This window comes from Aquirufa beregesia (assembly GCF_011090385.1).
Taxonomy (GTDB): domain Bacteria; phylum Bacteroidota; class Bacteroidia; order Cytophagales; family Spirosomataceae; genus Aquirufa; species Aquirufa beregesia.
The window spans coordinates 191,270-212,245 of record NZ_SEWW01000002.1 but is presented as its reverse complement, the minus strand read 5'-3'; the positions used below and the strand labels follow the sequence as shown (position 1 = coordinate 212,245).

The window sequence follows — 20,976 nt, the reverse complement described above, 5'->3', positions numbered from 1 at the left end:
TTTGCTAATTCTTTCCTATTAAATTGAGTCTTTGCCTTGCTGTCGCAGCCAAATAAAATATTCATACTGGTAAAAAAAATCAGCCACTAAACTCTTATCATATTGGGTATTATTCCCACGCAATAAGAGTAAACGGATTGACTCTAAATGGATATTATATTGATGCCAAAGGCCTTCATAATTTTCTTTATCGGAAACTATATCTTGACACCATCCTGATAATGACTCAAATAAATTATCCTTTAGATTCACTAGTGAATTATAGTCTATCGGTGGATTCACCTGAGTAAAGCTATATCCCAATTTTTTCATCTCTTCCCCACAATATATTTCTGCTTGAAGTATGGTATCGGGAGGTAAAACTTTTTTCCATTTATCTTTTGACCCAGAAATAATTCCATTCGACTCTTCACTTACCTGATAGCTTGAATTGGGTTTTTTAAACCCTTTATTTATCATATCAGCGCTGTAGCTAACACCTAGCAGGTCCGTAATTTTACGAAGTGTTTTTTCTGGTTCAGCAATAATGTCTTCATACTTCACCCCCACAAATCTATCCTTCATCAAGGCATCTTCATTTTCAAACTTCCAATGATAATATACCGATTTTCTCCAATCTCGTATGTTAAAAAACAAGGGGAAGCGCGAACCATCTGCTTGATAGTTGGACGCAATCACGGCACGTGGATCACGTATAATATTAACAAATTTCATATTGGGGAATGTCCTAGCTAAGGGTTTTAGCAGTTGCTCGCACCAAGCAGTTTTAACCCCAAAGCAAGTTGTCCCTTCTTGTCCATAGGCATCAAATAACAATTGCAAAATTTCGAGAAATAATCCATCAAATGTCGTAGCCTTACAGTACTGAAGCGGCTCAATAATTTCAGGACAATACTCTCCATCTCGAATTGCTATACGCGCTAATATTTCCTCTTTTAAATAAGGAGGAATGGGATGGTTGAAATCGGTTTCATCAATGAATCGACTAACCTCTTTACTTCCTGAAAAGAAAAAATGATCGATTGGGTATCCCACGTCTTTTTTCTCATTTTCCACGTGAAAATAAGCATAACGCATGAATCCTTTGAAAAACTCATTCATGGGATCTGCAATACACATAATGCTAGGATGATGATCTAAACATTCGGAGAGTAAGGTAGTTCCGCTTCTGGCCAATCCTGTGACCAGGACCATATTACTGTCTTTATTCATGTTGACTTAATTCATTCATTAAAACTTGAGCTTGATCCATAATTTCACTTTTCATTAGCTCTTGATCAAGATATCGAACCCCTCTAAATAGAGGAAATGTTCCCCCCCCAAAGCCTCTTTTAAACATGGATATAGATAAATCCTTATCTGTGGGCGAATCAAAAAACTGGGGACCAAACTGCTGGTTATCCAGCTCCATATAATCCCAACCTCTGGCTTTATAATACTCCATGGCCTTCCATTGACTTAGTGGACCATAAGTTAAAGGAACAGCCACCTCTGGATCATCCGCTTCTGATGCATAATAAGCTGTTTTATTCAAGTGAACAAAATAAGAGAAACTGACAAATTGCCCTTGATACTTAATTCCAAGCAACATCGCTTCGTCATTTTGAAGCATTTCAAATTGTTGATTGAATGTAGCCAATGGACGAGTTACCCTGCCAGCCGCCTTGAAATGAAGGTTTCTGTAATTTTCATGGAGATTGAAATCTGGATTGTTTACATCCATGATGACCACTTCATAGGTCCTTTCCCCTTTATTGATTAGTGCTTTGTATGACTTCCTTAGTTCCATCCACAATAACTCTCTACTTTTCTTCAAATCAATAATTTGGGTAGAGATGGAGACATCTAAGTAACCATTTCTAGTAAGGTAATTGAAATTTTCCTCTAGATAAATGGCACAGAGCGGATCAATGATAAAATTGATTTTTTTCACTTGATGTTCCTTAGCCAAACCATCAATGATTTCGAAGACTTCCTTTTCTACGGCTTTTCCTTGCATTTCTATGACCGACTGATCTATCAAAGGAGTTCGAAGGCTTTCCAAAAATTCTCCCCTATAAGAAAATCGATTGACACCGTGATACGTTTCTAGATAAAGTGGACAAATAGCTATGGGGTTTTCGCCAGATGCTAGTAAAATAAAACTCAGGTCCTTGACAAATCTATCTTCGGAATAAAGTTGCTGATACTTCATCCATCTCAAAGAATAAAAAACACTCACATGGGAATTCTTAGAGAGAAAATTATTCCAGTGCTTTTCAAATGATGGGTTTTCTCTAAATATAACCTGACTTTGCATTACTTATTTAATAATTTTTTAATCACTTTGATGGATGGAAATCTTCTGCACAAAGCCCCAATAAAACTTGGTCTTGAAAGGTTCCGTTTAGCATCCATAATTTTTTCAATAATCCTTCTTTTTCAAAACCGACTTTTTCAAAAGCCTTCATGGAGCCTATATTCTTTTCGTAGCAACCGGCTTTCAATTTGTGTAAGTTTAAAACATTAAAACTAAAATGGGAAACCAATTGAATAGCTTCAGTAGCTACACCTTTGCCCCAAAATGCTTTATCTCCAATTAAAAGACTGATATCTGCATATCGATGAATCCAGTTAATAGGGCCTACTTTAATATTCCCTATATGCTTGGAAGATGTTTTATCACAAATCGCAAAAAGTAGCTCATTGGAATTCCCTTCTTTGCTTCTAACAAACTCTTCAATAGTATGAATGGATTGTGGCAAAAAACGGGTTTCTAGAAATTGGTTAATTTCTGGATCATTTAACCATTGGTAATAATTCTCATTGACATCTGAAAGTCTTACTTCACGTAAAAAAATTCCAGACCCTTCTAAAAAATGATGATAAGATTCCATATTATCAATATTCGATTTTAGTTTTCAATCCATTTTCAATCCAGTCTTGAGGAGTAAAAAATCGGTCACCAGTTCTTAATTCAGATAAGACAGAATTGCCAAATTCATCATTGACTTCAGAAATGATTATGGTTCCTTGACGGGTAGCTATATAAAGATTCCCTTGGTAAATTTTATAAATCAATCCACATTGAAATGGATGAAATGGTCCATCATTATTTTCCAATCTAGCTTTTTTCACCCGCACTAATTTTCCGTGAATTTGGGTACTAACTCCGGCGTAGGGATCATCAAAAGCACATACAAATTTTTCAATATCCAAGGAATCCCACTGCCAATGAATGAACGCATTTTTCAACGTATGTAATCTGGGGAAATACATACTGAAATTCTCTTGTAACTTGAACGTTTGGAAATGATGCCCAGCGGAAATTTCATCAATGAATTCCTTGATGAAAAGTATTTCTTGGGAAGTGGCAAATGAAAAATAATCATCGGGAATTCTTGCCTCATTCGGGAAAAGATATTCCTTGAATTTTATAATTTCTCCAGAGTCAAAAACCCCTTGAATCATTTCTTCATTGATTACTTGAAGATTACAAGCCCCTATCTTATTTCCTTTTAAAATTTGCCAGGTATAATGCGCTCCTCCTCGGTATTGTGGCAATCGGATTCCCATTAAATCAATCAATCTGCCATCAAAAAGAGCTATTACCTCTTGATTAAAACTCCAGGCTTCTCCAATTCCAATAGCGAGGCTTTCTCTCGAAATGGAATTTAGGAATTCATCATTTTGATTAATATCATCGGTAACAAAATAAGTAATCTCATTCTCAATTAAATATTCCTCAAAAGTTTGGCCATTGGCAAATATGATATCCCCCAATTGCCTTGAACTAGTGAATAAATTATATTTAAAATTTGTGGCATCCTTCAAGTATAGTGCTAATTCAGCCGTACATCTTGATCCTCCAAGTAAAATTATATGTGATATGTTTCCAAAAATCATGTTAAATTTCTTTTAATAGTTCTTTCTCTACCATTAATCTAAGAGGCTCAAAGAAACTTTGAAGTGGTTGATTGCTTAGGTTGACGATATCCAATAAAGAGAGCTTTCCATTGGTAAAACCCATCAAATAATCATAAGGTATACGATCACTGTCTTTCTCAATTTTAGGGAAAAGACCATAACCCGTCAAAAAAGGTTCTCCAATAAAAGTGTGTTTATAATATAGATTTAATTCGATATTTTGAATCAACTGAGTTAAAATGTCTAATGATTCAAAAAACTTATTTTTATCAATAAATCCAAAGTCATCTTTAGAGGTATCGTATTCTGGATAAGAACATAATATACTTCTTCTTAATGCCCCTACTGGCACTTCAATTCCCAAAGAATTATACGCTTTTTCATTTCCACAAGTGCCTGTCAATACATCATATTTAGAAATGGTAGTGTCTTTATCGAATTGCTTTAATGTATATTCAACTGTATCATCTATCAATGTGGGATACCTACTTGTTTTATAATTTAGAGCATTTTTATCTGCCAGATTGATGAGATTAAATCCTCCTTGAACGTTTTTAAATAATGAGGGGAAGTGGTGAAATAAAGATATAGGACCAATCGTTTCAGGCGAGAATAATATTCGATAGGAATAATAATGATTAGATGTTTGAGAAATTAATTTAGCTATAAAAACTGCTCCAAGAACTCCAGACAAATTATTAGCTAAACTATTACAACTCAATACCGCATCAATTAAAACCTCTTTAGAAGATCTCCCTTTTAAAAATATTTCTCCAATCTGTAATTTACCTACTCTAAACTCGGAGTCTACATATACCCTATATTGGTCTCTATTTAATTTTTCAAATTGATTGGCACTAACAGAAAAACCCCATCTTTTCGAATAATAAGTAACCACCAGTGGAATACAGTCATCATCTCCAATTGCAATTTTTTTAATTAATTCCTCGTGAGAAATAATTTCGTCTGTGGAAATACTGTATTGCCAAATATGAAATTGATTTTCTTTAAAATCAATTATTTTATTTCCATCTAAATCAGCAATCCAAGCAGTATGAATTATCCATTCATCAGGTATTTTCCAACTTCCGCTTGATTGACCACTTTCCACTTCATAAATATTAGTCAAGGGAATAGTTTTGGATATTTCATCTAATGAATCATTAAACCCTTTACCTAATAATGTCCGATAAATTGGAAAAATTGATTTGAATAAGTCCCAAATCTCCTCCTTGTTAATCATATATCTAATTTTGAAAACAATCCAGATTCCTCTATTTTACTTCCCACACGAATTAAAGTTGACATTTTGAACCCTGATAAATTAGCAATAGTTAATAAATCATGTTCTCCATCTGCATAATTCAATAACCACCACATCGCAAGCTCATCTTCTTGTCTATCCTTATCAGAAATTGCCCGAAATAGTCCACGTGGTCCAAGTTGAGGTTCTCCATATGGAGCATTACTTTTATAAAAATAATTTTGCTCAATATTATTAATGATATCTAAATAAGCTTCCACAGCTTTTTGCATTCCTGGGAAATCCATGAGTGATTTATTGTCCAAACTTGTATGATATTCTGGATAAACAGCATACATAGTTCTCATCAATGACCCTACTGGAAGGTTGAAACCGGGTGAACACCATTGACGTTCATCACTTCCAATAGCAGGATTAAAATCAATAATCTTTTTTTGATTATTTTCCTTCATAAATTGTTCCGCAGCTCTGTCTGCCATGGAATTATGTTGACGAGAGCGTTTGTAAGTAAATTCTCCTTTATCGCCAATGCAAGTAATTTGATATCCCGCAATTGTCCTTTGTTTCATTAAGTTACCAAACTTAGATAAGTAAGCAACAGCTCCAATAGTTTCAGGTAGAATCGCAAACCTATAAGAGTATTTCAAATTACCCTCTTGTTTTTTTAACTCTCTATATAAAAATGATAAAACTAATGGGCCCGATAATTCATTATTTGCCATGGATGGATGGCATAAATATGTTGAAAAAAATATCTCTTTTTCTGACTTACCCTGAATTAACGCATCACCATCAATAAGTATACCATCGATTAATTCTGAATCTATCACTACAGTGTATTCCCCTTCTTCTAGTTTCTCGTAAAGTAAATGAGGAAGGCAAAATCCCCATTGCCTTTTGTAATAAGATGTTACATATGGAATAGCTTCGGGCTGAGCGGGTAAGGTGAAAATATGATTCCTTAGTTCCTCTAAAGTTATTCGTTCATTTACTGGAATTGAGTACCCCATTAAATGAAGATTGTTTGTTTTAAAATCTGCAATCTTTTCTCCACTTGGAGTTAGAATATATGCCTCTTTAACATTCCATTCTGATGGAATTGTCCAATCAAGTACTTTCTCTCCTGTTTTAAAAGAAATTTTATTGGTTGGAATAATATTGTCTAATATTTCGAGAGACTTTCGAAAATCTAAACCCGTTATGCTCCTATTTAATGGCCATAATTTGTCAAAATATTCTTCAATTTCAGCAGCAATTTCCATTCCTATTAGCCTATTTTTTTAACATATTTAATAATAACCTGCTACCCCTAGTAATATCCATATTGGCTTTTTGCCCTAAGACACTGACATAATATTTTGGATGAAGTCCAAAACCAGGTCTAATACTTCTTACGTTTTTCTCAGTAAATACTTCGCCTTCTTTTACATTTTCAACCACATACAAGGAGCGACTAAAATCTCTTCCTTTGGCTTGCTTTTCCGTTAAATGATAATCCACCTGACCAATGGCTTTCTCGGCTTCCCGCACAGCTTTAACCATCTGCGCAAATTCTGCTTCGTTCATAGAAAATGAAGCATCGGGCCCTCCAATAGAACGGTCCAAGATAAAGTGTTTTTCAATAATTTTACCTCCAAATACCGTGGCTACCACTGGTGCAGTACTACCTAAAGTATGATCTGATAATCCCGAAATAACGTTAAATCGACTAGCTAAATCTTGTACCATGATTAAATTAGCTTCTTCAATGGGAGCGGGATAGCTAGAGGTACATTTAAGTAAAGCAATATCTCTATTTCCCATACGATAACAAGCATCCAGTGCCAATGAAATATCTTCTTCAGTGGCAATACCCGTTGAAATAATGACGGGTTTTTGTTTGGACGCCACATATTCAATCAAGGGAATATCGGTTATTTCAAAGGAAGCTATTTTATAGGCTGGGGTTTGTAAATTTTCCAAAAAATCCACCGCTGTTTTATCAAATGGAGAAGAAAAACAAATTAATCCTTCCTCATCAGCTGCTTTAAATAAAGCCTCATGCCATTCCCATGGGGTATAAGCTTCTTGATACAAATCATAATATGTTCTACCATCCCAAATGGAATTAGAACGCAACACAAAATCCTCATGATCACAATCAATGGTCAATGTATCTGCCGTGTAAGTTTGTAGTTTAATTGCATCCGCACCTGAACGTTTTGCTGCCCTAATGGTTTCAATCGCGACCTCAAGGCTACCATTATGGTTTGCTGAAAGTTCTGCTATGATAAAAACACCCGATGCTGCATTAATTTCAAAAGAACCTATTTTCATGTACTAATTAGTTTAAAATGTCCCCTAAGTGGATAGTTCGGTCAAAAGATCTTACTTGTTTCAATTGTACAACTCCATTCGGCGTTTTTACCAGTATTGGATCAACAGATAAAATTTGTCCATTGGGTTGTTCACTATGAAATCCTCTTTCAACAAAAACTAGCTCATCAATAATTATTTTCTGCCCTTGAATATATGAAAATGCCCCTGGATATGGAAAAGCTTGTGCTCTTACCCAATTTCGAATACGTTCCTTTTGCCAATTCCAATTGATCTGTCCATCCTCTGGAGTTCTTTTTCCAAAATAAGTTGCCAATGAATCATCTTGTTGGGTCAATTCATATGAACCAGATTCTATTTTGGCTAGAACATCCTTCACTAAGGGGAAATAACAGTTTTTATATTTTCCCAAGACCATATTACCTGTGTCATTAGGTTCAATACGAACAAGCATTTGATCTAAAATAGGTCCTGTATCACAACCTTCATTGATCACATGAGCTGTGATTCCTGTTTCAGATTCGTTATTTATAATAGCCCAAACATGGGGGGTTCTGCCTCTATATTTAGGTAACAAAGATCCGTGAATATTAAATGCCAACTTAATTGGCAAGCCAATTAGCTGACTATCAATAATATACAAATAGTTTACCGAAACTAAGACATCAATACTTTTGTCTTTGACAAATTCTGCTGTTCTTGAATTTCTGGGATTTCCAATAAAATTCGGAATTGAATGTTGGTTTACATATTCCCTGATTTCTAGGGAATGTTTGTCTGTAAAGACAAACACAATTTCATGGATTTCACTGATTTTTTTAAGAATGTCTTCTCCTAGACCGCCACTTACTAATAAGCCCAACCTCATAGCTTATTCCATTTTGAATGAATGATAACACTTTTATATGCATCATTGAAATAACAGTGTTCCTTTAGTTCCGCTTCTTTGATAAATCCATTATGTTCTAAAACAGTATATAGATGCGGTCTCAAGTCAAATGCATAGACATATATTTTATGCAATTGTAATTCTTTAAATGCCACTTCTTCAATCAAACTCAAATAGGTAAACCAGTGATGTGAAAAATACTCCTTTTCAAGTTGGGTATCCATGATGAAAGAAATTTCTGCGTTTCTATCAACCCAATTAATATGAACTAAGCCGCCATAGCCTAGGCATTTTCCATTTTCTACATAGGAAAACAAAATTTGATTAGGCTTTTCTTGATTAAATAGATTGGCTATTGTGCGAGTAAAATAATGACTCTGATCTAGTTCCGTGAGGGGTTTATTTTGTCGCAAATGATAAATTTGCTCATTCCTCCACTTCATAATATCCAATTGATCCATATTTCGAATAGGGACTATTTGGAAATGATCTTTAGTAAAGACTTGTTTATTTAGCACTCTATACTCTCGGTCCATCAACAATCAATATTTTTCAATTTTGCATTCGAATCTCAACTCCTGCATTTGAAATTTGAGAACGTGTTTGAATAAGATTCTGATCACGGTGTGCAAAAAATGACCCTGCACATACCGCTTCTACATTTGCTTGGAGGAATGCATCAGAAAAATGCTTAGCCAAACCACATCCCCCTCCACAGATAATAGGTATATTCACTTGTTGCACCAGGCTACTAGGTACTTGAAGTTCAAGGCCATTTCTCATTCCATCATGGTCAATGCAGGTCAAGAGTAATTCTCCAGCACCCAGCATTTCTGCTTGGATGGCCCATTGAATGGGATCTAGTCCTGTAGCATGAGTTCCGCCTTGTGTATATACTTGAAAGGTCCCATCCTCCTCTTTTTTGTAATCTATACTGACCACCACACATTGAGCGCCGTATTTATTTGACATTTCTGTAATAAATTCTGGGCTTTCAACGGCTTTGGTATTGATGGAAATTTTATCTGCCCCATGGGATAATAACAATCTAAAATCTTCATCACAGCTTACCCCTCCTCCCACTGTCATAGGCATAAAAATCTCTTCTGAGACCTTAGCTATGACTTCACTCAGCGTTTTGACATTGTTTTTTCTACTTTCAATATTCAAAAAAATCAATTCATCGGCTGATTGATCTTGAAATATTTTTGATTGAGACACGGGGTCCCCTATTTCGATTTTATCGCCAAATTGTTTGGTAATGACTACGACTAATTTATTGGGATTATTCCTACTGGTAGCTAGTTGCAACTTGGGTATCAATCTTTTCTTCGACATCAGGGTTTCCAGTTTATAAAATTTTCTAACATGGTTAATCCTAAATCCTGACTCTTTTCTGGGTGAAACTGAGTAGCAAATATATTGTCCTTCATGATGGCCGCAGTGACTGTTTCCCCATGTTGATAGGTGGCCACTCTTTCTGATTCATGATGAACCTTCACTTGGTAGGAGTGCACAAAATAGAAATCAGAAAATTCTGGTAATCCTTTAAACAAGGGTATCTGCTTGTCAAACTGAATGGTATTCCAGCCTATATTGGGTACTTTAAGGTTAGGTTGTCCAGGATTTAAACGAATGACGTCAGCATCAAACCACCCGAGACATGAATGGGTTCCGCCTTCAAAACTTTGCTTAGCCATCACTTGCATTCCCAAACAAATACCTAGTGTAGGCTTTGCTAATTGAATGACTTGTTCATTGAGAGCTTCCGTAAATCCACTCTCATTTAATTTCAAAATGCACTGATTGATGGCGCCTACTCCTGGTAAGACAATTCGGTCCACCTGACTTAAGTCTTCTGGTTCACTGCAAATTTTGACACTTATTCCCAGGTATTCAAAAGCATTGAATACTGATAATAAGTTGCCCATTCCATAATCAACTATTCCAATCATCTATTGAGACTTTCTCCAATTTTCAATTTGAACATCTGCTTCTGCTCTATCCATTTTGCCATTTCTTGTCCATTGGTTGAAGTCTGGCAATTTAGCACCTGCTTCTTGTTCAAAAACATTCAATTTCCATGGCGAAACGGTATGGCTCTGGGCAATTTCAAAAAATTCTGCTTCGGTAAGTCCCACCATTTCTAGAAAAATTTCTAAGCTAGCAGGTTTCTTGCCTTCGAATTCATCTATCATTTTCACCCCATCTTCTCTATCTAATCTTCCATGACGAATGTCGATGGAAGCTAAAGCTGTAGGTCGGGTATATCCTCGCTTAATGTATTTAATGTAATCTCTTACCCCCTGCATATGACATTCTATCTTCTCGTAATTGTATTGAGGAGGTACATTTTCAACCAAATCACCTTTCCAACCCAATTCATCCATAATGATTTTCGATTGAGTCTTTACATCCCAAGGAATATATGATCCAAGGCATACACTTTTATAATTTAGTGCTCTTAATTCTTTCAAAGGAGGGTAAGTATATGGTTTAAAGTCTCTTTCATCCAGATCCCCACCTAACCTCACCGCCATATCTAAAGCTGTAATCCCAAGGTTCACAAAGCGATTAAATCTTTTTTCATCCACTTCTTCAGGTTGATCATAGCTGTAATACGAGGTGTATTCAGCGGAGGGTTCACCCCAAAAAATAAGTGGTACTTTAAATTTAATAGCAATGTGCATAGGGTAGGAAAAAATTCCGGTATGACAATGCCAACAGAAATCTCCTTTTTCTAAAAAGCTTTGCAACATTAATTTTTGCACAACTTTCCAATTGGGAGTAAATGAAATAAAATCAGCTCCTAGGTTTCTCAAGACATTGATGGTATTTTCATTTAGGTTTGGCCTTAGAAAACCATGATCAAAACGAACTACAAGAGGCTTGATTTTAAACTCCTTCATTAAATAATATAATGTCCACACACTATCTTTTCCACCACTAAAAGGAACTATACAATCGTAATCGTACTTGCCTCTGTGCATTTCAATAAGTTCAGACAAGTCTTTTTTCCTTGATTCCCAATCAATTTTTCCTTCTTTAAATTCTACTTGTCTGCAAATACTACAAACACCCATTTCATCAAAAGAAATTGATTCGTGTGTTTCTGGGAGTAAACATTTGGTACACCTTTTCATTTGAAAATTATTTAACTATGTAAATTAATTAAGTCGTTTAAAGCCCGAATGGCAAACTGGTCCTTCTAATAAATCATCGATCCTTTTTTGACCTTTATCGCATTCAGAAATCACTTGGTATACTTGATCCAAAGCTTGGAAATAGGATGCAAAATGCTCCTCTTCATGTACGACAGAAGCATAAAAGTTAGTACTAGCTAAAAAACCCATTTTTAACATTTCCTGAGTGAGGTAGGTTTTATATTTTAATGCATCCTCTCCCGCAAATGAATAGGTAGAAAGTGAGGGAATTCCAGAGATTGAAATATTCAATTGATGGCTCTCAGCTAATTTTTTCCAACCTCTCCGCATGATTAACCCATTTTCTGTAATGATTTCCCACGATTTTATTCGCTTCATTACTTCTAAGGTTTTCAAGGCAGCCGTTGGTCCAATTCTTTCTGTCCAAAATGTACTGCTAATAAACGTTTTTTGAGCAGCTTCCATCACCTCTCTCTTACCTACCACTGCTGTTAAGGCGTAGCCGTTGCCTATCGTTTTTCCAAACATGGCTACATCTGGTTCAACGCCATATTTTTTATATATCCCTCCATAGGTCTCTCTAAATCCGGAAGTACATTCGTCGAAAATCAAAACGATATGATGTTTTGTGGCCAAGTCACGAACTTTTTGAAGAAAATTATCCTCTGGCCCAAAATTTCTGACAACTTCCATTTTAATTACACCTATATCCTGATTTTTAATCAAGTTTTCCAATTCCTCTATATTATTATAATGAAAAGGGAAAACCGTGTCTTTCAGGTTTTTAGGAACTCCTGAAGGATCTAAACCTGGCAAAAGATGGCCTGATAGGCCATCGCCTTGGTTATGATTGGTTGATAAATACCAATCATGCCAACCATGATATCCACAAATTGCCACCTTATCTTTTCCAGAAGCTGCACGAGCAATACGAATGGCTATGGCGTTGGCTTCCCCACCACTTCTGGCAAATCTGACCATTTGAGCCCAAGGGTTCATTTGTATTAACTCTTCTGCTAACCAAACTTCTTCGGGACAATTGAGTGTACTCATGTTCCCATTCGTCACCGTTTGAATGACCGCGGCATCCACTTCATCATTACCATAACCTAAAGTATTGGTCCCAATACCCATGATACACATGTCGATGTATTCCTTCCCATCAAGATCCCATACCTTACAACCTTTTGCCTTACTGTAATAAGATGGCCAGTTGTCAGGTAGGAACATCTCAGGTCTTTTAGACAACAACATGGTTCCACCAGGAATGAGTGTTTTTGCTTTTTTATATAATTCTTGTCCTTTCCCCATTATTTATCATCTTTTTGTAAGGATTTACTATATCCTTCATTTCGAACAATTTTTTGGTTTTCAAATACTTCAGGGTTTTCTACTATATAATCTGCATACGTTTTCCAGCTTTGATCCATACCTAATTTAGAAATCAACATAGCGATGGTCTCCAAATCTGACGGCTCATCTACTGTCATTCTAACCTGATTATAATTGGCATTTGCCGAAAAATTCTTTGCTTTGAATAAGGTTCCGCCGTTGAAATCGGTGTTTTTTCTGATGTAAGGAGTAACGTGTTCTCGTTCTGATGGAAGTTTAGCTTCTTGCCAAGCTTTTTCGAGAGCAGACCATTTGATTACTTCAATATCCTGTCCATCTGGAAATTCTTCCACCAAAATATTGGAACCATAATCAAGGTCATTTTGAATGGTCATTTCTATAACCTGATCAATTAATTGATGATCAATCAACGGGCAGTCTGATGTAACGCGAACAACAAAGTCTGGATTCTCTTTTTTGGCTGCTTGGTAAAAGCGATCAAGGACATCATCGGTGGAGCCTTTAATTGATTCCACATTTTCATGCATTGCAATATCTACGATTTTGTCCGAATCATCTTCAAACGTAGTAGCAACAATTATTTTTGCTGCGTTCTCTGACCTTTTTAGTCTTTTCAGATGAATGGAAAGCAAGCTCTCCTCTCCAATTTTCTTTAACACTTTACTTGGGAATCTTGTACTCCCTATTCTCGCTTGAGTTAATATGATGACTTTTTCTTTTACCACAAGGAAGGATTTAATAAATCAACATTGGAAATTTTGATGGCATCTATTTGATGAATTGTTTCTTCAGAAAGTACCGTTGATGAGCTAATAACATTTTGTTTCATTTGCTCTAAACTATCTACCCCAAACAATACTCCATCGATATATTTTTTCGAGAAAACATAGGCTATGGCCATATCATTTAACGAAATATGATTCTTATTAGCAAGGTCTTTAAGTAATTGAATAGATGGTAGTAAGGATTTCAGTTTTTCTGGAAACAAGTTGATGTCCTTAAAGAAAAGACCTTGTAGAAAAACGGATCTCGTATGAAGTTCTTTACCCGCTTCTTTAATTTTCAAAAATAACTCTCCACGTAAATTTTCATTATCTAATAGATTAAATGGGGCTTGAATTAAATCTATTTCTGGATCTTCAATGACTGATTTCAATTGATCATTGGTATAGACAGAAACGCCTAGATTTTTAAACAATTTACCTTTACAGTTTCTATTTAATTCTTGAATTTGGCTTTTACTTTTTTGGTAATCCGAAAAAGAATGAAACATCATGGAATTGACCGACTCTACTTGAAGTTTATCAATACTTGATTTTAATGATTCCTCACAAGTCCTATTTATCAAATTAAATTTGGTAATGATTTCAAATTTTTTGGATGGGTGCTTTGTGAAATATTTACCTAATACTTCTTCAGCATTTCCATAGTTCGCCGCTGTATCTAATCGCTTAATTCCGTTTTGATAGGCAAAATCCAAAATTTGGAAAGCTTCTTCTTCCGCTGTTTGGCCATTTACATTATTAATACCATAATTTAGGCCAAACTGTACTGTTCCCAAAATCAATTTTGACATCACAGCTACCTTTTACTCGTCTTTAAACCCAGCAAAACGGTATCCACTACATAATCAAATTGTTGATCTGTCAATGATGGATACATGGGAAGACTAATACAATTTTTATAATAATTTTCGGCATGGGGACAATCTCCTACTTCCCATCCCAAATTTTGATAATACGGCATTAAATGTGTGGGGAAATAATGAATCTGCGTGAATATATTATTTGCTTTTAAATAGTTATACAGATGCAGTCTCTCCTCTACTTCAATGACATAGAGATGATAGGCATGACCAATGACACTGCCTGATTTTCTCTTTATTTCAGGAATATTTTCAAAAGCCTGAGTATATTTTTGGGCTATGTTTCTCCTAATTTCTAGACCTTTTTCAGCTCTAGATAATTGTCCTAAACCTAGAGCAGCTTGAAAATCGGTAAGCCGATAATTATACCCTAATTCTTGCATTTCCATATACCAATTAGGATAAGATGATTCTCCCCCAGCTAATTCAATAGAATTGGTAAACAAAGCTTCATTTTTTACAATACCATGAGTCCTTAATTGTAACAGTTTTTGATACAATGCTTCATCATTGGTAGTAATCATGCCCCCCTCTCCACAAGCAATATGTTTCACCGGGTGAAAAGAAAAAATAGACAGTTCTGCCAAATTTCCATTCCCACAATTTTGTTGAATTCCTTTTGAATCTATAAAATATCCACCGGGTGAATGGCATGCATCTTCAATGATCCAGCAATCAAATTCATCTGCTAACTTTCTAAAAGCTTCTAAATCTACAGCCCTACCTGAAAAATCAACGGGTATAATTCCATGATATGTCCCTTTGGGTGAAGCCTCTAATAAGCTCCTGACGCTCTTTATGTCTAATAAATAGGTTTCTGGATCAATATCGGCAAATACAACTTCTCCATCACAATAGCGGATACAATTGGCTGAGGCAGCAAAAGTGATCGGAGTGGTAATTACTTTTTGACCCTTTTTTACTCCCAAGGCCATAGCCGAAAGATGTAATGCAGCGGTTCCGTTAGACACTGCTACGGCAAATTGACAGCCTAAATAAGATGCCATGGCCTTTTCAAATTCTACAATTTTAGGGCCTTGAGTTAAATAATCTGATTTTAAAACATCAACTACTAATTGAATATCTTCTTCAGTAATCTGCTGTTTTCCATAGGGTATTGGTATCATTCTACTGGTTTAAAGTTAGGATCAACAAATTCTTTAATTTTTAAACGCATGGAATCTACTGTTTCCCACTCGGTATTTGTTTCTGAATTATACTTAAATCCTTTTTCCACCTCCCAACCCTTGAAATGATTGAGGTATATATTCTTGTCGGCATTGGAAGTGAGAATAGCATAATACTTGTCAAATTCAATGGTATTATACGAATCACTTTCCGTAATCATCTCTTCATGTAACTTTTCTCCAGGTCTAATTCCAATCTCATCCATTTTTGCATTTGGAGCAATTGCTCTTGCCACTGTTTCTATGGTATAGGAAGGGATTTTGGGTACAAAAATTTCTCCACCTATGGCATTTTCAATAGCCCATAAGACCATATCTACACCATCTTCTAGGGAAATGTTAAATCGGGTCATTTCCTTATGGGTAATTGGCAATACTCCCTCTTTCGCTCTTTCAAAAAAGAATGGAATAACTGAGCCTCTAGAACCCATTACATTACCATAACGAACCACTGAAAATCGGATATCATGATGACCTCGAATATTATTAGCAGCGATAAACAATTTATCGGATACTAATTTAGTTGCTCCATATAAATTAATTGGGGCGGCGGCTTTATCTGTAGAAAGTGCTACCACAATACGAACATTCGTAGACAAAGCAGCATCAATAACATTCTGCGCACCACCAATATTGGTTTTAATGCACTCATCAGGATTGTACTCAGCCGCAGGTACTTGCTTTAAGGCGGCTGCATGAATGATAATATCTATACCTTCACATGCGCGTTTAAATCTAGCTCCATCTCTTACATCGCCAATAAAATACCTGATTTGAGGGTACTTACTACCAGAGAACACTTGGGCCATTTCAAATTGTTTCAATTCGTCCCTTGAATAGATTACCAATCTTTTAACTTGTGGATATCTTTCGAGAATTACTTTAGTAAACATTTTCCCGAATGAACCTGTACCTCCAGTAATTAAAATTGACTTATTGTTTAACATAATTTTTCAAGGATTAATTATAAAAAGTATTTATTTAATAATAGTAATTAATTTTATTAAAATTGATCAATAACACACTGAAAATCTACTACTTATTTTAGTTACGTATTTTTTACCAAGGATATCATATTTAAAATTTGACCCTTGAAATTGGATGATGAAAAATATAATACTAAAAATGAAATCATCAACATGGACGAAGAATAGGCCCCAACTACTAATAAATTCAGTTTCGACTTTTCCATGGGAAGAAAATCCGAAAATAAATAATAGGAAGAAAACAAAAATAATATGGGTAAAATGATGGGCTTAATATAATTTTCCAGGAACTGAATCAAGGACAAATTAAAAAATTTAACGAGTACAAGAGCATAAACTAAAGCATTCATACTAAAAGCAAAGAATTTAAAGAAGGCAAATGAATTCAATCCAAAGGTTGAATAAGTTAAACTAATTCCACCCCAGTAAATAATGGGAAGTAGGGCATTGACAAAGTACATTAATTTTACCCTTTCTTGCGCCATTAAAAGTAGTGAACCCGGATATGAGATAAACGCAAATATATTGCAAGCGATTAAAAATTTGGCAGGAATGATGGATTCCGTATACTGTATTCCTACCCAGCTTACGATCAAAGAAGGCGACATCAAAATCAAAGTAACAATAGGCAAAATGATTAGCGGCGCTGTAACCTTAGTGATGGTGAAACAAAGTTCTTTTAATCCATCATGATCTTTTGTTCCTATAAAATGGTTAAACCTGACACTAAATGGACCAAAAATAGTTCCGAGTATACTTCTAAAAAAGGACATGATAGTTAATCCAATGGCGAATAAAGCGACCTCCTTTGCCCCTATCCATTTGCCAATAGCTGCTGGATCTAATTCATAATACAAAATCCATGAGGCCAAAGAAAACAAACTTGTGAGGGCCAAACCTTTGGTTTTATTAAAAACAGCAGGATTATACTTGATAGAGGAAAATAGCCTTAGGATATCATATTTAAATCTTTTTTTAGCTATAATTAATACTGACAAAATGGCTAGGAAATTTAAAACTTGAGTAAATAAAAAATATCCTACAATGTCATAATGATCCGCTCTAAAAAAATATAACACGGATATTATCTTCCCTAAATTTGCCAGGATATTAGTTCTTTGAACAATGTAGTCTTCCAATCTCACAGCAAAAATCATCTGTGATAATCTCTGCAACATGGTCACTGGCGTAAAAATGGCCAAAATGAATAATAACTGAGACGCTATTATTAATTCATTCCCCGTCGCAAGTTTTTTAATCAATAAGTTGGGATTGAAGCTCAGATAAAAGAAAGCCAATGCCAACAAGATCAAAAAAGATACTAAAATGAAATTGGTAAACCCAATAACTTGAATTTCTTCATCCCTATTTCCTTTAGCAAAATATTCCGAGGCATACTTTTGACCTGCACTGACAAATCCAAGGTCAGCATAAACAAGAAAAGAAGAAATGGATATACAGACTGTATAAATTCCGTAAATAGTAGGATTGGACGTTAAATAGGGGATTACAATAAACATCGAAATGAAGTTAAGCCCAATTGAAATAAACTGCCAAAGGTAGATTTTAAAGTAGTTTTTGGAAAAATTATCCTTCAAAGCTTAATTTTTTATAAAACACAAGTTTGAATTCCCTTGCTTATGGATTTATTTACTACAACCTCGAATCCACTAATCCTCTGTTTAAAAAGGATTTTATGTCAAAAATGACACTTTTGGCATCCGTTTTAAGCATTTGATAATCTAGATTTAAAAATTCATTATGTGATACGGCCAACACAATGGCATTATAACTTCCTAATTCCGAAGTAATTCTCAGTCCATATTCCTTCTCTACTTCCTGCGCATCCGCATGTGGATCATATACATCTACTTCCAATCCGAATTGCTTTAGTTCTTTATAGATGTCAATCACTTTTGAATTTCTAATATCTGGACAGTTTTCCTTAAAAGTTATTCCCAAAACCAGCGCCTTCGCTCCTTTGATGACACTTCCTTTTTGTATCATGAGTTTGACCACTTTATTGGCCACAAACATCCCCATGTTATCATTCACCCTCCGTCCTGAAAGAATCACTTGAGGATGATATCCCAATGATTCGGCTTTATGAGCCAAATAATAAGGATCTACTCCGATGCAATGTCCACCCACCAAACCTGGTTTATATTTAAGAAAATTCCATTTAGTCCCAGCTGCCTCTAACACATCTTGCGTGTCTATTCCCATTCGATCAAATATCAAAGCCAATTCATTGACGAATGAAATATTCACATCCCTTTGGGCATTTTCTATGGCTTTACTGGCTTCTGCCACCTTTAAACTAGGCGCCTTGTGCGTGCCCGCCACGATAACACTTTTATACAATTGATCTACTACTTCAGCAATCTCAGGAGTTGAACCAGAGGTTACTTTCATAATTTTTGTCAGCGTATTGACTTTATCTCCTGGGTTTATACGTTCTGGAGAATAACCACAATAAAAATCTTGGTTAAACTTCAATCCAGAAAATTTTTCTAATACGGGGACACAATCTTCCTCGGTACAACCTGGATACACCGTACTTTCATAAATCACAATATCTCCCTTTTTTAAAATACTTCCCAACATTTCGGAAGCCAATAATAATGGCTTTAAATCGGGTGCATTGAATTGATCGATGGGCGTGGGAACCGTTACGATAAATACATTGTATTGGCGTAAATCTTCTTTCTTATTTGAAAATTTCAAATGAACAGACGATTTGATTTCCTCTTCATTAGATTCCAATGTTCGGTCAATCCCATTACTAAGTTCTTGTACTCTTTGCGCATTGATATCAAAGCCTAATACGGAATAAATTTTTCCAAATTCGACAGCTAATGGCAATCCCACATAACCCAAACCAATAACTGCTATTTTCTTATCTGTTAAATGCATTTGAATCTAATTTAATAAATGAAAATACGGTCCATTAAAATTATCCAAGAAGTTATGTTGTTCTTGGCTAGCATAAACCGCTACGCGTATTTTTTTCTGAGGAATAAGCCCCTCGGCCTTCTGTATTAATTGATATAAATAGTCTTTGTCCACATCACCTATCAACACCAAATCAACAAATGGAGAATCTTTACCTTCTGCCAAATCTCCTGTCAAATAAACCTTTTCTACATTCCCCAATTTATCGATTACCTGTTCGATGATTTGATCCAAACCCACAAATTGCATGATAATTCCCCTTAAGGAACTGAACATTGGGTGAGCCGTATTTACTGCATAATGCTTCACCTTGGTATTATCCGGATCTACCTGAACTTTGATCAGGTGCATCTCATTCAGCTTATTTAATTCCAAACGTACCGTATTGCTACTCACACCCAACTCCCTCTCTAAACCACGTAAGTAAACCTTACTGGCTGGATTAAGCAGGAGTTTGGTCAATAGCTTGACACGTATTTTACCAGAAAAAATGGAATCTAATTGCAAAAAAAAGAGATGGATTACTACGGCTTCGCCTACCTGACTCACATATTAGGTAAGCAGACTGATACAAAATTGAGTAACAAAAATAAACTTTTTCATGTAAACAGGAAAATATTATTTATTATGTGGCACTTTATTTAGAAGGAATCCCTCATAGGCTTCAAATTGCCTATATTTGTAGCAAAAATTGAACCATGAAGCGATTATTTGATTTACTTTTAGCCCTTATTTTGGGCCTAATTCTTGTAATCCCTGCCATTTTTATTGCTTTTTTGGTAAAATTCACCTCCCCTGGACCTATTATTTATTGGTCTACCCGCATGGGTAAAAACAATGGCACTTTCCCTATGCCCAAGTTCAGAACCATGTTGACCAATACCCCCGTGGTGGCCACTCACTTACTAAACAACCCTGATCAATTTCTTACACCCATTGGTTCTTTCCTAAGAAAATCGAGTTTAGATGAAATCCCCCAGTTGTGGTGCATCCTGAACGGCGACATGTCTTTTGTAGGTCCTCGTCCCTCGCTACCTAGTCAGACCGATCTAAATACTGCCAGAACCGAAGCATCTGTTCATACCTTGATTCCTGGCCTTACCGGTTGGGCCCAAGTGAATGGTCGAGATGAAATTCCCAATGAACAAAAAGTGGCATTCGATGCCGAATACCTTCAAAAACAATCCTTTTTCTTTGACCTAAAAATCATGTGCCTTACTGCTTGGAAAGTGGTGAAGCGGGATGGGGTGGCGCATTAAGTAATGAAGAATTAAGAATGTAGAATGTTGTACGTCCCTGATATATGTTGAC

At 35.6% G+C, this 20,976-nt stretch carries 21 protein-coding genes; 1 reads left to right on the top strand and 20 read right to left on the bottom strand.

All coding sequences use genetic code 11. The annotated features are described in order from the left end of the window. Positions 1 to 18: 18 nt before the first annotated feature. From EWU23_RS04805 to EWU23_RS04715, 20 genes are all read right to left on the bottom strand, one after another. Positions 19 to 1,212: a sulfotransferase family protein gene (locus EWU23_RS04805; protein ID WP_166229405.1), complete on the bottom strand. Its 1,194-nt coding sequence runs from the start codon at positions 1,210 to 1,212 to the stop codon at positions 19 to 21. Further along, positions 1,205 to 2,299, bottom strand: coding sequence for a hypothetical protein (locus EWU23_RS04800; RefSeq protein ID WP_166229403.1), 1,095 nt, complete (start codon positions 2,297 to 2,299; stop codon positions 1,205 to 1,207). Before EWU23_RS04800 ends, EWU23_RS04805 begins: the two co-directional genes overlap by 8 nt. Positions 2,300 to 2,321: 22 nt before the next feature. Then, positions 2,322 to 2,876 (bottom strand): GNAT family N-acetyltransferase, encoded by a 555-nt coding sequence (locus tag EWU23_RS04795; protein ID WP_166229401.1) that lies wholly within the window; start codon positions 2,874 to 2,876, stop codon positions 2,322 to 2,324. Positions 2,877 to 2,880: 4 nt separating this feature from the next. Next, positions 2,881 to 3,885, bottom strand: coding sequence for a hypothetical protein (locus EWU23_RS04790; protein ID WP_166229399.1), 1,005 nt, complete (start codon positions 3,883 to 3,885; stop codon positions 2,881 to 2,883). 1 nt (position 3,886) lies between these two features. Beyond that, a complete protein-coding gene (locus tag EWU23_RS04785) occupies positions 3,887 to 5,149 on the bottom strand; it encodes a DUF4910 domain-containing protein (RefSeq protein WP_166229397.1) in 1,263 nt (420 codons plus the stop codon). Beyond that, a complete protein-coding gene (locus tag EWU23_RS04780; protein ID WP_166229395.1) occupies positions 5,146 to 6,432 on the bottom strand; it encodes a DUF4910 domain-containing protein in 1,287 nt (428 codons plus the stop codon). Before EWU23_RS04780 ends, EWU23_RS04785 begins: the two co-directional genes overlap by 4 nt. A 10-nt stretch (positions 6,433 to 6,442) precedes the next feature. Continuing rightward, positions 6,443 to 7,486 (bottom strand): pseudaminic acid synthase, encoded by a 1,044-nt coding sequence (gene pseI / locus EWU23_RS04775; RefSeq protein WP_166229393.1) that lies wholly within the window; start codon positions 7,484 to 7,486, stop codon positions 6,443 to 6,445. Between the two features lie 7 nt (positions 7,487 to 7,493). Then, positions 7,494 to 8,354 (bottom strand): methionyl-tRNA formyltransferase, encoded by an 861-nt coding sequence (locus EWU23_RS04770; protein ID WP_166229391.1) that lies wholly within the window; start codon positions 8,352 to 8,354, stop codon positions 7,494 to 7,496. Continuing rightward, positions 8,351 to 8,911, bottom strand: coding sequence for a GNAT family N-acetyltransferase (locus EWU23_RS04765; RefSeq protein WP_166229389.1), 561 nt, complete (start codon positions 8,909 to 8,911; stop codon positions 8,351 to 8,353). Before EWU23_RS04765 ends, EWU23_RS04770 begins: the two co-directional genes overlap by 4 nt. Positions 8,912 to 8,927: 16 nt before the next feature. Beyond that, the gene (hisF, locus tag EWU23_RS04760) at positions 8,928 to 9,713 is read right to left on the bottom strand and encodes an imidazole glycerol phosphate synthase subunit HisF (protein ID WP_166229387.1); all 786 of its coding nucleotides are present in this window, start codon (positions 9,711 to 9,713) and stop codon (positions 8,928 to 8,930) included. Next, positions 9,713 to 10,330, bottom strand: a complete 618-nt coding sequence (hisH, locus tag EWU23_RS04755) for an imidazole glycerol phosphate synthase subunit HisH (RefSeq protein ID WP_166229385.1) — start codon at positions 10,328 to 10,330, stop codon at positions 9,713 to 9,715. The genes hisF and hisH overlap by 1 nt, the downstream gene beginning before the upstream one ends. Continuing rightward, positions 10,331 to 11,518, bottom strand: coding sequence for an N-acetyl sugar amidotransferase (locus tag EWU23_RS04750; protein WP_166229383.1), 1,188 nt, complete (start codon positions 11,516 to 11,518; stop codon positions 10,331 to 10,333). Positions 11,519 to 11,542: 24 nt separating this feature from the next. Further along, entirely contained in the window at positions 11,543 to 12,850 is a 1,308-nt protein-coding gene (locus EWU23_RS13965) for an aminotransferase class III-fold pyridoxal phosphate-dependent enzyme (protein WP_205753082.1), read from the bottom strand. Then, positions 12,850 to 13,617, bottom strand: coding sequence for a cytidylyltransferase domain-containing protein (locus EWU23_RS13960; RefSeq protein WP_205753081.1), 768 nt, complete (start codon positions 13,615 to 13,617; stop codon positions 12,850 to 12,852). Before EWU23_RS13960 ends, EWU23_RS13965 begins: the two co-directional genes overlap by 1 nt. Continuing rightward, positions 13,611 to 14,468 (bottom strand): aldo/keto reductase, encoded by an 858-nt coding sequence (locus EWU23_RS04740; RefSeq protein ID WP_166229381.1) that lies wholly within the window; start codon positions 14,466 to 14,468, stop codon positions 13,611 to 13,613. The genes EWU23_RS13960 and EWU23_RS04740 overlap by 7 nt, the downstream gene beginning before the upstream one ends. 5 nt (positions 14,469 to 14,473) lie before the next feature. Beyond that, positions 14,474 to 15,664 carry a UDP-4-amino-4,6-dideoxy-N-acetyl-beta-L-altrosamine transaminase gene (gene pseC, locus EWU23_RS04735; RefSeq protein ID WP_166229379.1) on the bottom strand — a complete coding sequence of 397 codons (1,191 nt, stop codon included), beginning with the start codon at positions 15,662 to 15,664 and terminating at the stop codon, positions 14,474 to 14,476. Then, on the bottom strand, positions 15,661 to 16,671 hold the full coding sequence (pseB, locus tag EWU23_RS04730; protein WP_166229377.1) for a UDP-N-acetylglucosamine 4,6-dehydratase (inverting): 1,011 nt from the start codon (positions 16,669 to 16,671) through the stop codon (positions 15,661 to 15,663). The genes pseC and pseB overlap by 4 nt, the downstream gene beginning before the upstream one ends. A gap of 101 nt (positions 16,672 to 16,772) precedes the next feature. Continuing rightward, positions 16,773 to 18,230: a lipopolysaccharide biosynthesis protein gene (locus EWU23_RS04725; RefSeq protein ID WP_166229375.1), complete on the bottom strand. Its 1,458-nt coding sequence runs from the start codon at positions 18,228 to 18,230 to the stop codon at positions 16,773 to 16,775. 133 nt (positions 18,231 to 18,363) lie between these two features. Continuing rightward, the gene (locus EWU23_RS04720) at positions 18,364 to 19,626 is read right to left on the bottom strand and encodes a nucleotide sugar dehydrogenase (protein WP_166229373.1); all 1,263 of its coding nucleotides are present in this window, start codon (positions 19,624 to 19,626) and stop codon (positions 18,364 to 18,366) included. Positions 19,627 to 19,632: 6 nt separating this feature from the next. Beyond that, complete coding sequence (locus EWU23_RS04715; RefSeq protein ID WP_166229371.1) at positions 19,633 to 20,214, bottom strand: ArsR family transcriptional regulator; 582 nt, start codon at positions 20,212 to 20,214, stop codon at positions 19,633 to 19,635. 149 nt (positions 20,215 to 20,363) lie between these two features. Here EWU23_RS04715 and EWU23_RS04710 point away from each other — a divergent pair, with 149 nt between their 5' ends. After that, positions 20,364 to 20,924: a sugar transferase gene (locus EWU23_RS04710; protein ID WP_166229369.1), complete on the top strand. Its 561-nt coding sequence runs from the start codon at positions 20,364 to 20,366 to the stop codon at positions 20,922 to 20,924. The last annotated feature ends 52 nt before the right edge of the window (positions 20,925 to 20,976 follow it).

Coding starts and splice junctions, on each gene's coding strand:
- EWU23_RS04710 (WP_166229369.1), top strand. CDS start 20,364: ATGAAGCGATTATTTGATTTACTTTTAGCCCTTATTTTGGGCCTAATT.
- EWU23_RS04765 (WP_166229389.1), bottom strand. CDS start 8,911: ATGGACCGAGAGTATAGAGTGCTAAATAAACAAGTCTTTACTAAAGAT.
- EWU23_RS04805 (WP_166229405.1), bottom strand. CDS start 1,212: ATGAATAAAGACAGTAATATGGTCCTGGTCACAGGATTGGCCAGAAGC.
- pseC (WP_166229379.1), bottom strand. CDS start 15,664: ATGATACCAATACCCTATGGAAAACAGCAGATTACTGAAGAAGATATT.
- pseI (WP_166229393.1), bottom strand. CDS start 7,486: ATGAAAATAGGTTCTTTTGAAATTAATGCAGCATCGGGTGTTTTTATC.
- EWU23_RS04800 (WP_166229403.1), bottom strand. CDS start 2,299: ATGCAAAGTCAGGTTATATTTAGAGAAAACCCATCATTTGAAAAGCAC.
- EWU23_RS04795 (WP_166229401.1), bottom strand. CDS start 2,876: ATGGAATCTTATCATCATTTTTTAGAAGGGTCTGGAATTTTTTTACGT.
- pseB (WP_166229377.1), bottom strand. CDS start 16,671: ATGTTAAACAATAAGTCAATTTTAATTACTGGAGGTACAGGTTCATTC.
- EWU23_RS04740 (WP_166229381.1), bottom strand. CDS start 14,468: ATGTCAAAATTGATTTTGGGAACAGTACAGTTTGGCCTAAATTATGGT.
- hisH (WP_166229385.1), bottom strand. CDS start 10,330: ATGATTGGAATAGTTGATTATGGAATGGGCAACTTATTATCAGTATTC.
- EWU23_RS04785 (WP_166229397.1), bottom strand. CDS start 5,149: ATGATTAACAAGGAGGAGATTTGGGACTTATTCAAATCAATTTTTCCA.
- EWU23_RS13965 (WP_205753082.1), bottom strand. CDS start 12,850: ATGGGGAAAGGACAAGAATTATATAAAAAAGCAAAAACACTCATTCCT.
- EWU23_RS04780 (WP_166229395.1), bottom strand. CDS start 6,432: ATGGAAATTGCTGCTGAAATTGAAGAATATTTTGACAAATTATGGCCA.
- EWU23_RS04725 (WP_166229375.1), bottom strand. CDS start 18,230: ATGTTTATTGTAATCCCCTATTTAACGTCCAATCCTACTATTTACGGA.
- EWU23_RS04750 (WP_166229383.1), bottom strand. CDS start 11,518: ATGAAAAGGTGTACCAAATGTTTACTCCCAGAAACACACGAATCAATT.
- hisF (WP_166229387.1), bottom strand. CDS start 9,713: ATGTCGAAGAAAAGATTGATACCCAAGTTGCAACTAGCTACCAGTAGG.
- EWU23_RS04770 (WP_166229391.1), bottom strand. CDS start 8,354: ATGAGGTTGGGCTTATTAGTAAGTGGCGGTCTAGGAGAAGACATTCTT.
- EWU23_RS04720 (WP_166229373.1), bottom strand. CDS start 19,626: ATGCATTTAACAGATAAGAAAATAGCAGTTATTGGTTTGGGTTATGTG.
- EWU23_RS04790 (WP_166229399.1), bottom strand. CDS start 3,885: ATGATTTTTGGAAACATATCACATATAATTTTACTTGGAGGATCAAGA.